The 13,314-nt window shown below is 71.0% G+C and carries 14 protein-coding genes; 4 read left to right on the top strand and 10 right to left on the bottom strand.

Going from position 1 to position 13,314, the window contains the following annotated elements; genetic code table 11:
- Positions 1–84: 84 nt before the first annotated feature.
- Positions 85–1,023: an AurF N-oxygenase family protein gene (locus ACWIF2_RS37620; protein WP_454365775.1), complete on the bottom strand. Its 939-nt coding sequence runs from the start codon at positions 1,021–1,023 to the stop codon at positions 85–87.
- 122 nt (positions 1,024–1,145) lie between these two features.
- Here ACWIF2_RS37620 and ACWIF2_RS37615 point away from each other — a divergent pair, with 122 nt between their 5' ends.
- Positions 1,146–2,258: a ferritin-like domain-containing protein gene (locus ACWIF2_RS37615; protein WP_454365773.1), complete on the top strand. Its 1,113-nt coding sequence runs from the start codon at positions 1,146–1,148 to the stop codon at positions 2,256–2,258.
- An 81-nt stretch (positions 2,259–2,339) separates the two neighbouring features.
- A complete protein-coding gene (locus ACWIF2_RS37610; RefSeq protein ID WP_454365772.1) occupies positions 2,340–2,939 on the top strand; it encodes a Uma2 family endonuclease in 600 nt (199 codons plus the stop codon).
- Here the strand turns inward: ACWIF2_RS37610 and ACWIF2_RS37605 are convergent.
- From ACWIF2_RS37605 to ACWIF2_RS37575, 7 genes are all read right to left on the bottom strand, one after another.
- Positions 2,936–3,442 (bottom strand): DUF3291 domain-containing protein, encoded by a 507-nt coding sequence (locus tag ACWIF2_RS37605; protein ID WP_454365770.1) that lies wholly within the window; start codon positions 3,440–3,442, stop codon positions 2,936–2,938. The genes ACWIF2_RS37610 and ACWIF2_RS37605 overlap by 4 nt on opposite strands.
- Positions 3,443–3,486: 44 nt before the next feature.
- On the bottom strand, positions 3,487–4,965 hold the full coding sequence (locus ACWIF2_RS37600; RefSeq protein ID WP_454365769.1) for a penicillin-binding transpeptidase domain-containing protein: 1,479 nt from the start codon (positions 4,963–4,965) through the stop codon (positions 3,487–3,489).
- The gene (locus ACWIF2_RS37595) at positions 4,962–6,326 is read right to left on the bottom strand and encodes an FtsW/RodA/SpoVE family cell cycle protein (RefSeq protein WP_454365767.1); all 1,365 of its coding nucleotides are present in this window, start codon (positions 6,324–6,326) and stop codon (positions 4,962–4,964) included. The genes ACWIF2_RS37600 and ACWIF2_RS37595 overlap by 4 nt, the downstream gene beginning before the upstream one ends.
- A gap of 52 nt (positions 6,327–6,378) precedes the next feature.
- Positions 6,379–6,780, bottom strand: coding sequence for an SH3 domain-containing protein (locus ACWIF2_RS37590; RefSeq protein WP_454365765.1), 402 nt, complete (start codon positions 6,778–6,780; stop codon positions 6,379–6,381).
- Between the two features lie 114 nt (positions 6,781–6,894).
- On the bottom strand, positions 6,895–8,148 hold the full coding sequence (locus ACWIF2_RS37585; RefSeq protein WP_454365764.1) for an ATP-binding protein: 1,254 nt from the start codon (positions 8,146–8,148) through the stop codon (positions 6,895–6,897).
- Positions 8,145–8,819 (bottom strand): hypothetical protein, encoded by a 675-nt coding sequence (locus tag ACWIF2_RS37580; protein WP_454365777.1) that lies wholly within the window; start codon positions 8,817–8,819, stop codon positions 8,145–8,147. Before ACWIF2_RS37580 ends, ACWIF2_RS37585 begins: the two co-directional genes overlap by 4 nt.
- Positions 8,820–9,125: 306 nt before the next feature.
- Positions 9,126–9,629 carry a protein-tyrosine phosphatase family protein gene (locus tag ACWIF2_RS37575; protein ID WP_454365763.1) on the bottom strand — a complete coding sequence of 168 codons (504 nt, stop codon included), beginning with the start codon at positions 9,627–9,629 and terminating at the stop codon, positions 9,126–9,128.
- A 111-nt stretch (positions 9,630–9,740) separates the two neighbouring features.
- On the opposite strand from ACWIF2_RS37575, the gene ACWIF2_RS37570 reads away from it, so the two are divergent.
- A complete protein-coding gene (locus tag ACWIF2_RS37570) occupies positions 9,741–10,544 on the top strand; it encodes a nuclease-related domain-containing protein (RefSeq protein ID WP_454365761.1) in 804 nt (267 codons plus the stop codon).
- Positions 10,545–10,590: 46 nt separating this feature from the next.
- Here the strand turns inward: ACWIF2_RS37570 and ligD are convergent, their stop codons facing one another.
- On the bottom strand, positions 10,591–11,472 hold the full coding sequence (gene ligD, locus ACWIF2_RS37565; RefSeq protein ID WP_454365759.1) for a non-homologous end-joining DNA ligase: 882 nt from the start codon (positions 11,470–11,472) through the stop codon (positions 10,591–10,593).
- A gap of 63 nt (positions 11,473–11,535) precedes the next feature.
- On the opposite strand from ligD, the gene ku reads away from it, so the two are divergent.
- Positions 11,536–12,564 carry a non-homologous end joining protein Ku gene (ku, locus tag ACWIF2_RS37560; protein WP_454365757.1) on the top strand — a complete coding sequence of 343 codons (1,029 nt, stop codon included), beginning with the start codon at positions 11,536–11,538 and terminating at the stop codon, positions 12,562–12,564.
- A 116-nt stretch (positions 12,565–12,680) separates the two neighbouring features.
- On the opposite strand, the gene ACWIF2_RS37555 is transcribed toward ku, so the two are convergent.
- Positions 12,681–13,181, bottom strand: coding sequence for an Asp23/Gls24 family envelope stress response protein (locus tag ACWIF2_RS37555; RefSeq protein ID WP_454365755.1), 501 nt, complete (start codon positions 13,179–13,181; stop codon positions 12,681–12,683).
- Positions 13,182–13,314: the final 133 nt, after the last annotated feature.

The raw sequence follows: 13,314 nt of genomic DNA, 5'->3' as shown, positions 1-13,314 counted from the left end.
GTTGACGCGACAACCGCTGCGGGCGGACACCCCCCGACACGGCCCCTTCCGTGAGTCGGCGGGTGCGGGTGCGTCCTCCGCGTGCTACGCCAGTAGGCCCGAGGACTTCCAGAGGCGGCGGCCCACTCCGCGCAGCACGCCGATGTCGTCCAGGAAGTCCGTCAGGCGCTTCGAGCCGTTCTGCATGACTTCCCGGCGGTGGCCGCTGGCCTTGACCTGGGCGAGGGCCTCGCGCTTGTCCAGGCCGACGTTCGTGTAGACGTCCGGGTTCACGAACGCCACCGAGAAGACCCGGGCGAACTCGCCGGAGGTGACCCGGGTGAACTCCTGGGACCACTTCGGGGCCGTCACCATCTGGCGGCGGAGTTCCTCGCGGGCGTAGCGCACGTGTCGGGCCTCCTCCACCACGTGGATGCGGGTCACGCCCCGGATGAGGGGCTGCACACGCTCGTCGGGGAACGTCAGGCGCTGCATCCAGTCGAGGACCTCCTCGCCGAGGAGGGTGGCGGTGAAGGAACCGGGGGTGGTGGAGATGGTCTTGAACAGGCGGCCCAGGTGCTGGTGGGCGCGGCTGACCGGGTACCAGGGTGTGTCGCCGTGGGAGATCAGGCGGGCGAACATCTTGGAGTGGCGGCACTCGTCCTCGATCTCGGTGAGGGCGTAGCGGACGTGTGCGCTGGTCGCGGCCTTGTCGTAGATGTGGCGGACGAGGAGCTGCATGAGGATGATCTCGAACCAGATGCCCAGGGAGGCGAGGGCCGCCGCCTCGTGCTGGGAGAGCAGGATGCGCTGCTCCTCGCCCATGCGCTTCCAGAGCGGGGTGTCGTAGAGGGAGACCAGCTCCGGGGGCCAGAACCACTTGCCCTCCTCGAAGGGCGCGTCCCAGTCCAGTTCCTTGTCCGGGTCGAAGGAGTGCTTGGCGGAGGAGTCGAGCAGCCGCTGGGCCACCTGCTCCCGGTCCTTGAGCAGGCCGAGGGCGTCGCGCAGGCCGTCGAGCGCGTCGGCTTCCGTCAGGGTCGTCATGGCTGCCCACCTCGTTGTGCACACGTCACTGTCCTCTTTATGAGACTGCGTGTCAGCAAGCTCGTCAATCCCCTGTGCGCGACTTGTTGACGCGGCGTCTACCACGTAGGAACCTGCGAGGCATGCCGACCTTCGACCTGTACGCCGAGGAACCGGAAGAGTTTGTGTGGCGGGTGCCGGCGAGCGGCGCGGCCCGTTTTAACTGGGAGTACGACGATGGCCGTGAACGGCTCCTTGCCCTCTATCAGAAGGGCAAGGACAAGCAGTGGGACGGGCAGAAGCGGATCGACTGGGAGCTGGAGGTGGATCCTTACGATCCGCTGGGGACTCCGGATGAGGCGATGTCCCTCTACGGGACCAGGCACTGGGCGAAGCTGACGGAGAAGGACAAGGGGGAGCTGAGGCTGCACTACGCCTCCTGGCAGTTCAGCCAGTTCCTGCACGGCGAGCAGGGCGCCATGATCTGTGCCGCGCGGATCGTCGAGTCCGTCCCTGATCTGGACGCGAAGTTCTACTCGGCGACCCAGACGATGGACGAGGCCCGGCACGCCGAGATCTACGGCCGGTTCCTGCACGAGAAGGTCGGGCTGCTGTACCCGATCAACGACAACCTCCAGTCCCTGCTGGGCGACACGCTGCGGGACTCGCGCTGGGACATGCCGTACCTGGGCATGCAGGTGCTGATCGAGGGCCTGGCGCTGGCCGCCTTCGGCATGATCAGGGACACGACGGACAAGCCGCTGCCCAAGCAGATCCTCGCGTACGTCATGCAGGACGAGGCCCGGCACGTGGCCTTCGGGCGGATGGCGCTCAGGGACTACTACAGGCAGCTCACCGACGCCGAGCTCCGCGAGCGTGAGGAGTTCGTCATCGAGGGCTGCTACCTCATGCGCGACCGGCTGCGGGGCGTGGAGGTGCTGGAGAACTTCGGGATCCCCAAGGCCGAGGCCGAGGCCTGCAGCGAGCAGTCCGAGTTCCTCGCCCTCTTCCGCAAACTCCTCTTCAGCCGCATCGTCCCCTGCGTCAAGGACATCGGCCTGTGGGGAAAGCGCCTCCAGCAGGCCTACGTCGACATGGGCGTCCTGGACATGGGCGACTCCAACCTCGACCTGCTGATGTCCCAGGACGAGGAGATCGCCGAGAAGCTGGACGCCGAGCGGTTCGCGGAGGAGGAGCGGGAGCGGGTCGCGGAGGTGGAGGGGGCGATCCAAGCCGGTCAACAGCTCGACGGCTGATCACTCGTTCGATGGGCGAATCGGCATATTCCCCTGGGTACGCTGGCTGTGCCAGGCAGACTCCGGCACATGGGAGCGATCATGAGCGCCGCGCGTGACTACGGGCTGGACGACGACTACGAGTGGCCTCGTCCGCCCGAGGGCGGCTGGACGGCGGACGACCTCGACGAGCTTCCCAACCTGCCTCCGCACACGGAGCTGATCGACGGGAGTCTCGTCTTCATGAGTCCACAGACCGAGTTCCACATGCGCGTCCTGCGTCTGCTGGAGCACCGCCTGCTGGATCAGGTCCCGGACGACTGGGATGTCTTCCGGGAGTTCACCGTCAAGCTCAGCGAGCGGGATCGACCGGAGCCCGACGTGATGGTGATCAGGGCCGACGCGGACAGAGGTCCACGGAAGACGCGAGTCCATCCCGATGACGTCATCCTCGCCGTCGAGATCGTGTCCGAGGACTCCGAGGAGCGCGACCGCGAACTGAAGCCCCGGAAGTACGCCAAGGCCGGCATCCGCCACTATTGGCGGGTCGAGGAGATCGGTGGCCTTCCCGTTGTCTACGTCTACGAGCTCGACCCGGCGACCAGGGCGTACGTCCCCAACGGCATCTTCCACGACAAGCTCGAACTCACCGTCCCCTTCCCCCTCGACATCGACCTCACCGCCATCGACCGCCGCCGCTAGACCGAGCAGCCCAGCCCCTCCGGTACCTCGCCCGGCAGGGACGTCGCCCCCTGGGGTGGATACGACGTGCGCAGGGTGAAGGCGTACGGGGTCGGGCCGTGGGTGCGGAGGTGGAGGAGGCGGGATTCGGCCTCGGCCACGGTCGGGCGGTGGCCCGCCGGGACCCACCACATCGCCACCATCGCCTCCTGGACCCGCTCGAACCACTCGCGGCGCCGGGCGAGCATCTCCCGGTGCCTGCCCTGGTACATGTACGCCGTGAGCGCGTCCGTGTCCCGCCACACCGACATGTTGACGATCAGCCAGGAGTCACCGAAGACGGGCACGCTCGTCGCGTCGCCTGACTCGTCCTGCAGCCGCCACACGAAACCCTCGGCGGTGTCGGCGTCCGCGTTCACGGGGTCCAGGGCGTCGACGAAGTCCTTCAACTGCGGGGAGTCCAGCGGGGCCTTGAGGCGGGCGATGTTGACCTGTGCGAGTTCGAAGGCTGCGGCAGAAGTCATGACCGAACGGTAGGTCGGCAGCCTCCTCCCGCGGTAGGGCCGTCTCAGGAGCCGGGCAGCCCGTCCCGGGACTTCAGTACCGCCTCCATCACCGCCCGCGCGATCGGCGCCGCGTCGCCGCCCCCGCTGATGTCCCCGCGGTCGGCGTCCGCGTCCTCCACGACGACCGCGACCGCCACCCGCGGCTGCAGATCGCGATCGCCCTGCGCCCAGGAGACGAACCAGGCGTACGGCGTGCCGGAGTTGCCGATGCCGTGCTGGGCCGTGCCCGTCTTGCCGCCGACCTTGGCACCGCGGATCGCGGCGTTGCGCCCGGTGCCGCTCCTGACCACGCCCAGCATCAGCCCGCGCAGCCGCGCGGCGGTCGCGGGCGTCATCGCCTGGCGGATCGGGCGCGAGCCGGCGGTCGCGAGGGTGCTGCCGCCCGGCCGGGTCGTGCGCTCCACCAGATAGGGCTCCCGTACCTGTCCGCCGTTCGCCACGGCCGCCGCCACCATCGCCATCTGCAGCGGGGTGGCGCGGGTGTTGTACTGGCCGATCGACGACAGCGCGAGCTGTGCCTGGTCCAGCGAGGTGTCGAAGGTTGACCGCGCCACCGCGAAGGGGATCCGCAGTGTTGTGTCGTTGAAGCCGAAGGACCGGGCCGCCGCCGTCATGCCCGGCACGCCCACCTCCACGCCCAACTGGGCGAAGACCGTGTTGCAGGAGAAGACGAACGCCTCGCGCACGGAGGCGTCCGCGCAGCCCTTCGCGTAGTTCGACAGACGCGTCCTCGTACTGGGCAGCCGGTAGGGGTCGGGGGAGTCGGTCGGCTTGTCGAGGTCCGGGACCAGGCCGGCGTCCAGCGCGGCGGCCAAGGTGACGATCTTGAAGGTCGAACCCGGCGGATACGTCTGCCGTACCGCCCGGTTGAGCATCGGCCGGTCCCGGTCGGAGTTCAGCCGCTTCCAGGCCCGGGCCGCCGCCGCTCCGTTCCCGGACAGCGGCTGGGGGTCGTAGGACGGGGCGGACACCAGGGCCAGGATCCGGCCGGTCGACGGCTCCAGGGCCGCCACCGCGCCCTTGCGCCCCGCGAGCCCCTGGTGCGCCGCCCGTTGTGCCGCCGGGGTGAGTGTCGTCACGACGTCCCCGCCGGCGTTGCGGGCCCGCGTGAAGTCGTTCCACAGCGGGAACGGCGCGAGCATCGGGTGCGAGCCGGACAGGACGCCGTCCTCGGTGTGCTCCAGAAGCGTCGTGCCGTACAGCTGGGAGGCGAAGCCGGTGACCGGCGCGTACATCGGGCCGTCGGCGTAGGTCCGCTCGTAACGCAGGTGCTCGCGGGTGTCCTTCGAGCCGGTGATCGGCCGGTCGCCGACCAGGATGTTCCCGCGCGGCTGCTCGTAACGGGCGATCTCCGGGCGGCGGTTGGCGGGGTGGCCGTCGTACAGCGGGGCCTGGACGACCTGGACGCGGGCGGCGTTCAGCAGCAGGGCCACCAGCAGCAGGGCGCAGAAGAGACCGGCGTGCCGGATGTGCCGGGTCATGAGGTCTCCTGCCCGTCGTGCTGACGCCGGGCCGAGTCGCTCACCCGGACCAGCAGCGCCACGATCGCCCAGTTGGTGACCACCGACGAGCCGCCCTGCGCCAGGAACGGCATCGCCATGCCGGTCAGCGGGATCAGGCCGGTCACACCGCCCGCGATCACGAACACCTGGAGCGCCACGAGCGAGGCGAGCCCCACCGCGAGCAGCCGGCCGAAGGGCTCGCGCAGCGCGAGGCCCGCCCGGTAGCCGCGCTCCACCAGCAGGCCGTAGAGGACGAAGATGGCCGACAGGCCCGCCAGGCCCAGTTCCTCGCCCGCCGTGGCCAGGATGAAGTCCGACTTCATGGCGAAGCCGATGAGGACCGAGTGGCCGAGCCCCAGGCCCGTGCCGAGAAAGCCGCCCTCCGCGAAGGCGAACAGGGACTGGGCGAGCTGGTTCGGGCCCTCGCCCGCCTCGACCGAGGCGAACGGATGCAGCCACGTCTCGATCCTGCTGTGCACATGCGGCTCGAGCCTGCCGACGGCGGCCGCGCCCAGCGCGGCCAGCAGCAGCCCGACGGCGATCCAGCCGGTGCGGCCCGTGGCGACGTAGAGGAGGACGACGAACAGGCCGAAGAAGAGCAGCGACGTACCGAGGTCCCGCTCCAGGATCAGCACGCCGACGCTCACCAGCCAGACGGCGACGATCGGGCCGAGCACCCGGCCGGTGGGGAACTGGAACTTCCAGACGCGGCGGCCGGTGTACGCGAGGGCGTTGCGGTTCGCGGCCAGGTACGCGGCGAAGAACACCGCCAGCAGCACCTTCGCGAACTCGCCCGGCTGGATCGAGAACCCGGCGACCCGGATCCAGATGCGGGCCCCGTTCACCGCCGGGAACAGGATCGGCAGCGTGAGCAGGACGAGCACGGCGACGACACAGACGTAGGTGTAGCGCTGGAGCACCCGGTGGTCCCGCAGCAGCAGGACGACCAGGATGAACAGCGTCACGCCCAGCGTCGACCACACCAGTTGGGCCGGTGCCGCCCGGTCGCCCGGGGTCTCCAGGTCGAGCCGGTAGATGAGCACCAGGCCGAGCCCGTTGAGCAGCACGCCGATGGGGAGGAGAAGGGGGTCGGCGTGCGGGGCTCGCAGCCGCACCGCCATATGCGCCAGCAGCGCGAGCACGCCGAGCCCGGCGCCGTAGCCGGCGGCACCGGGCGGGAGGGCGCCGCGCTGGGCGAGGCCCACCGCGCAGTAGCCGTACACGGACAGCAGTACGGCCACGACGATCAGGGCGAGCTCGATGCCACGGCGCCGGGGGAGGGGGCGGACGGCGGGCGCGGGTGGGTCCGCCGTCGCCACGGTGATTCCGGCCTTGCTCATGTCCGGAACCTACCCAAACGGTGCGTCTTGTGTGTGTTTGGGTGACCGAGTGTCAGCACCAGCGTGGCGCGCGGCCGATGTTGTCGATGAAGCGGGCCGAGCCCCAGGCCCAGGTACCGTCCGCGAGGAGGTACCAGAGCGGATTGCCCTGCACGGTCTGGCCGGGGGTCTTGCAGAAGATCTTGACGATGTCGCCCCGGTGGGCGAACCGGATGATCCGCGAGCCGCGGTTCGGGGCGCTGCGCAGCGCCAGCGTGTTCGCCGTGACGATGCCCCGGGTGAAGCGCCGGTCGTCGTCGGGGCGGTGGTGTCCGTCCCCTCCCATCGTGCTGGCGCCCAGCGTGGTGTCACCCGTCGTGTCCCACTCGTCGTCCGCGACGGCGGGCGTCACGGCGACAGCGGCGGCGAGGAGTGCGGCGACGGTGGCTATGGAGAGGCGGGAGCGCAGAGACATGGGGAGTACCTCCATGTGGGGGCGGAAGGACCGAAGCTGACTAATCGCCACATTAGGAGCGCCCTCTGGGGCCCGCCCGTCACAGTGGGCCATAGGAGGAGCGCCCTCGCGTTCTCACTCCACCGCCAGTCTCAGCGTCGCCACCGCCCCGCCGTCCGGCGCGTTCGCGAACCGCAGTTGCGCACCCAGCACCTCGGCCTGCCCCAACGCGATGGTCAGCCCCAGCCCGTGCCCCCTGGTCCCGCCCTCCGTACGGAACCGCTGCGGACCGTGCGCCACCAGGTACTCCGGAAAGCCGTCCCCGTGGTCGCGAACCGTCACCACCGGCCCGTCCACGGTCAGTACGACCGGCCCCCGGCCGTGCTTGTGCGCGTTGGCCACGAGATTCCCGAGCACCCGCTCCAGCCGCCGCCGGTCCGTCTCCACGGACACATCCCGTACGACCCTGACCTCCGTGCCGTTCCCCGCGGCCCGCACCGCCCGCTCGGCCAGCGGCCCCAACCGCTCCGTGTCCAGCTCCAACAGCTCTCGCCCGGTGTCCAGCCGGGAGATCTCCAGCAGGTCCTCGGTGAGCGTGCGCAGTGCCGCGACCCGGTCCCGCACCAGCTCCGTCGGGCGGCCCGGCGGCAGCAGTTCGGCCGCCGCGTGCAACCCGGTCAGCGGTGTGCGCAGCTCATGGGCCACATCCGCCGTGAACCGCTGCTCGGCCAGCAGCTTGCCCTGCAGCGACGACGCCATGGAGTCCAGCGCGGCGGCGACCGCGGCCACCTCGTCCGATGGCCGCGCCGGAGTCTTCGTACGCGGATCGGTCCGGGGGTCGTTCACGCGCGCGTCCAGGTCGCCCGCGCTGATCCGCCGGGCCACCCGCGCCGTGGTGTGCAGCCGCCGCGTCACCCGCGTCACCGCGAACGCGCCGACCAGCAGCGTCGCCCCGATCGCCAGCCCCGACGACCACACGATCGCCCGGTCCAGGCCCGCGATGGTCCGCGCCTGCTGCGAGTAGTCCACCGCCACGGCCAGGGCCCGCCCGCCGTCGGCCGGCCCCGCCGCCCACATGGTGGGGCGTCCCTCGCGGTCGGCCACCATGGTGCCCCGGTCACCGGCCACCGCGAGATCCCGCAGCTTCCGGGGCAGCTCCGGGGGATCCAGCGCGGCGCCCCGCCGCAGCGGGTCCCCGGCCTCGTACCGCTCCGTCGCCTGCTCCAGCCGCTGCAACGCCTGGTCGCGGGCCTGGCCGACGGTCTGGTCGGTCACCTGCACATGCACCAGGACGCCGAGCAGGGCGGCCAGCGCGCAGCACATCACCGTGATGAAGGCGGCGGCCTTCACGGCGAGCGTCCCCGACCACTGGGGGAGCGTGGGTCTCATCCGGTGCTCGCCGAGGGGGAGGCGGACGGGTGGCGGGAGTGCTTCCGCAGGCCGGTGCGCAGCATCTCGTCATGGGTGAGGAGCATGGCCCGCTGGTCCCGGTCCCAGGTCCACTGAAGGCGGTACTCGTACCCCGCCACCTCGGACGGCGAACGGATGACCAGGGAACGCCCGGCCAGCTCCACCCCGCTCAGCGCGTCCTCCCACGACATCACCTGCACCAGCCGGTGCTTCTCCACGGTGTAGACGCGCACCGCGGTCGTCTTGCCGGGCAGCAGCCGGAAGCCCAGCGTCAGATCGTCGCGCCCGTCGCCGGTCAGGTCCCGGTAGTACGGCTTGAGGACCGGGCACTTTCCGTGCCCGGGGCCCTTGCCGCAGCCGCTCATACGGCCGGCCGTGTCGCGGTACGGCGCCTTGCCGCCGTCGTAGTCGCCCGGGCTCGCGGCGATCTCGGCCCGGACGACCTCGACCGGGTCCACGCCGCGGATGTCGTCACCGGCGGGGACTTTGACGCCCTTGACCACCTCGGTGTTCACCTCGCCGATCTCGAAGGCCGGGCTGGACGCGGGCGTCTGCTCCGGCCAGAGCCGGGCCGGACCGACCGCCGTCGGCGTCGATCCGGCGCCCTCGAGCCCGCCGGTGTCCCCGCAGCCCGCGGCGGTCGCCAGCAGGAAGGCGACGACGACGGCGCGGCGGGCGGCGGCGGCGCGGCGGGCGGCTCGACCGGATCGGCAGAGGGCTTGACCGGGTCGGCAGAGGGCTTGACCGGGTCGGCAGAGGGCTTGACCGGGTCGGCTTCCGGGAAGGCCTCCGGGACGGCTGAGGGGCACTGCACTCCTGCGGTTCGAGGGTGATCACGCGGCTCGGGCACGACCCCGCCGGCCCCGTACACCCTATTCGCGCGGAAGTCCCATTTGCGCGCGAGGGAGCCCGTTTGCCGCCGCACCGGCAGGGTGCTGTGCTGGTCCTGTGCCGTCCTACTCGGTGAGTTCCTCCAGCAGCCGGGCCGTGGCCAGCCCGGCCCGCAGGTACTCGACGAACAGCTCGTTGTGCAGCGCCCAGGGCGAGCGGCGGTCCCGGATCAGCCGGATCGCCGTCTCGGCGGAGTCGCCCCGGCGCATCAGCGCGTGCGCGATGACAAGCCCTGAACGGTTGTACCCGTGGTAACAACGAACGAGGACCCTGCGGCCCTCGTCCAGTGCCTCGCACGCCGCCTCGGCCAGCCGGATCACCCCGGCGAGCTGCGTCCCGTCGAGCGGCCCGTCGGGAATGGGCCAGACGTGATGCCGGACGCCCGGATCGGGGCCGTGTCCGGGCAGCCGCAGCAGTGTCTGCACGAGGTCGAACTCGTCCCGTACGACGACGAACTCCGGATGGCCCAGGGTGCCCGCGTACTCGTGGCCGCCCATCCACAGTCCGGGGACCACCTCGCTCCACGGGCTCTCCGGAGCCGGCACATCGGGTTTCCTGCGGGTACGCAACAAAGCCTCCCCACCATCACCGCCCGGGGGCCTGCCCAACTCCTCTCAAAGGTAGCCGGGTTCTTGCCCCCGCAGCACCCCGCCTGTTCCCATGGTCGGGGGTGATGGTGCATGGACGGACTGCGCGTCATACCGGCCCGGCGACACGGCCAGGAACGGCTGTACGTCTGCCTCCCGGACGGCAGGAACATCGCCTGGTACGACCGTGAGGCGGCCCGGGTCAACCTGCTCGGCGCGGACCGCGAGGACGACGTGCTCCGTGCTCTCGGGCCCTTCATCACCGGCCCGGTGACGGTGGGGCCGCCCCCGGTGCCGACCCCCGCCGAACTCGCCCGCCTGGCGCTCCACCCCGACGACGACCTGGCCCCCAACCGCCCCGGCGAGGCCCTCCTCGTCGCCCTCGACCGCGCCCCCGGCCCAGCCCGCCGCCTCCGCCCCGACCCGCGCCGCCGGGCCCTGGCGGCCGAACAGGCCGTCGGAGACGCCCTGGACCGCCTGGACGGCGCGGGCTGGCACGCCCTGCACTCCCTCCCACTCCCCGGCGGCGGTCGCATCCACCATCTGCTGATCGGCCCCGGCGGGCTGTACGCCGTACACAGCCTGTACGCGCGCAAGCACCGTGTGACGGTCGCCGACCCCATGGTCACCCTGGGCCGCCGCGAACCGGACCCCCTGCTCCGCCGCGTTCGCACCGACGCCGACCGCGCCTCCTACGCCCTGACGGCGGAGGTCCACCCCGTGCTCGCCCTGCTGGGCCCCACGACCGTGTCGCTCCCGACGCCACCTCGCGAGCTCCGCGTCCTGACGGACACGGACGTCCAGACCCTGGCCGACCACACCGCCGTCCTGAAACCGGCGGACGTGGAGGCCCTGCACGCGATGGCCCGGGACCGGAGGACTTGGGCGAGGGTGTGAGGCCGTGCGGGCAAGGGCCGTGCGGACACGCCCGAGGCTCCGGGTGCTACGGCAGCGACCCGGCCCGCTCCGGATCCAGTAGCGGAGCCAGCAGATCGCCCTGTTCCCGCACCCGTGTGGCGAGATCCCGCGCGTCGAAGTCCATCCGGGCGGGCGCCTCGCACTGCGCGATCTCCTCCCAGGTCACCGGGGCCGAGACGGTCGGCTCGGGGCGCGCCCGGAGGGTGTAGGGGGTCGCCGTGGTCTTGCGCGCGGCGTTCTGGCTCCAGTCGACGAAGACCTTCCCGGAGCGCAGACTCCGGGTCATCCGGTGGAGGGCAAGGCGGGGCATGGCCTTCTCCGCCTCGACGGCCAGCTCCTTGGCGTACTCGGACACCCGCTCGGAGGAGGCCCCGCGCACGGCGGCGAGCAGATGCAGCCCCTTCGAGCCGGAGGTCTTGGCGTAGGCCTCGATGCCGTCGTCCGCGAGCCGTTCCCGCAGCCACAGCGCGACCTCGCAGCACTGCACGATGCTCGCCGGCGCCCCCGGATCGAGGTCGAAGACGATCCGGTCGGCCTCGTCCGGGGTGTCGACGAGCCACTGGTGGGTGTGGAACTCGGTGACGAGGTTGGCCGCCCACATCAGGCTCGGCAGGTCCTGCACCAGGACCATTCGCGAGGGCCCCTCGACCCGTGGAACCTCGGCGGTGGTGACCCACTCGGGCGTACCCGGCGGCACGTTCTTCGTGAAGAAGACCTGGCCGTCCGGCCCGTCCGGATACCGCAGGAAGGACACCGCCCGGTCCCGCAGATGGGGCAGCAGGACCTCGGCGACGGTCGCGTAGTAGTGCAGCACCTCGCCCTTGGTGAAGCCGGTGGCGGGATACAGCACCTTCTCCAGATTGCTGAGCGCGAGCCGTCGGCCCTCCACCACTGTGATAGGCGCCATACGATAAGAATCCCACGCGAACCAGGACAAACACTCCCCAGAGTGACCGGAAGGGTGCTGCACGTGAGATCCATCTGGAACGGCGCCATCTCGTTCGGGCTGGTCAGCATCCCGATCAAGCTGGTGAACGCCACCGAGAGCCACTCGATCTCCTTCCGCCAGATCCACACCGAGGACGGCGGCCGCATCCGCTACCGCAAGTTCTGCGAGCTGGAGGACCGGGAGGTCACCCAGGCGGAGATCGGCAAGGGCTACGAGGACGCGGACGGCACGATCATCCCGATCACCGACGAGGACCTCTCCAGCCTGCCCATCCCCACGGCCAAGACGATCGAGATCGTCGCCTTCGTCCCGGGCGACCGGATCGATCCGCTCCAGATGGACGCCGCGTACTACCTTCAGGCGAGCGGCGCCCCGGCGGCGAAGCCGTACACCCTCCTCCGTGAGGCCCTCAAGCGCAGCAACAAGGTGGCGATCGCGAAGTTCGCCCTGCGCGGCCGGGAACGCCTGGGCATGCTCCGGGTGGTCGGCGAGGCCATCGCGATGCATGGTCTGCTGTGGCCGGACGAGGTCCGCGCCCCCGAGGGCGTGGCCCCCGACACGAACGTCACGGTCCGCGACCAGGAACTGGACCTGGCGGACGCCCTGATGGACACCCTGGGCGAGGTCGACCTGGAGGACCTGCGCGACGAGTACCGCGAGGCCGTGGAGGAGGTCATCGCCGCGAAGGCCGCAGGCGAGACCCCGCGCCAGGCCCCGGAACCGGCGACGGGCGGCAAGGTCCTGGACCTGATGGCGGCCCTGGAGAGCAGCGTCCGCGCGGCCCGCGAGTCCCGAGGCGAGGAGGCCGACGACCACGCCGAGGTCAAGCCGCTCCCGCAGCGCAAGACGGCCCGCGCCGCCCCCAAGCAGACCGGCGGCAAGAAGTCGACGTCGACGGCGAAGAAGACGGCGGCCAAGAAGACGACAGCCGCCAAGAAGTCCACGGCGAAGTCGGGGCAGTCGGGCCAGGGCACGAAGAAGACGGCGGCGAAGAGCACCGCGAAGAAGACGACGGCGAAGAAGTCCACCTCACGCAAGCGCACGGCCTGACCACGTCAGGGCGCGTTGGTGTACACGGCCTCCTCGCGCCAGTCGCCGAGAAAGCGCGCGACGCCCTCGAAGGGGAACCGAACCGAGGGGAACTGAAGGGGGAGAACCGGCCTCTCTCAGGCCACCCGCCGCTGCCCCTCCTGCTCGGGCTCTCCCTCCTCCTCGTCCGGCAGGTGCACGTCGTCGACGGCGATGTTGACCTCCACGACCTCCAGGCCGGTCATCCGCTCCACCGCGTTGACGACGTTGGTCCGGACATCCGCGGCGGTGTCGGCGATGGCGGCGCCGTACTCGACGACGAGGTCGAGATCGACGGCGGCCTGGCGCTCGCCGACCTCCACCTTCACGCCCTGGGTGACGCCACTGCCCCCGCCGGGCACCCGCTGGCGCACGGCCCCGAAGGCCCTGGTCATCCCTCCGCCGAGGTTGTGCACCTCGGGTATCTCCCGGGCGGCCATACCCGCGATCTTCGCCACGACCGTGTCCGCGATCGCGGTGCTCCCACGGGCGTCGGGGGAAGTGCCGCTCCCCCTGCCGCCCTGGGACGTGGTGGCCCCGTCCTGCTTTCCGGTCCTGGTACCGGGAGCGGTGTTCCTGCGCTGAGTGGTCTCCGTCATGACCGTCACCTCGATGACTGGGTGCGGGGGTATGAGCAGCGTCGTTCCTATCTACGGTAGAACAAGGGTGCGTATGGGGCGAAAGTGATGGAAACGCCCACGACAACGAGAAGAGCGGGACCCAGTACTACTG

The organism is Streptomyces sp. NPDC055506 (assembly GCF_053643595.1).
The sequence above is the reverse complement of the archived record's forward strand: the minus strand, read 5'-3'. Positions and strand labels throughout refer to the sequence as shown.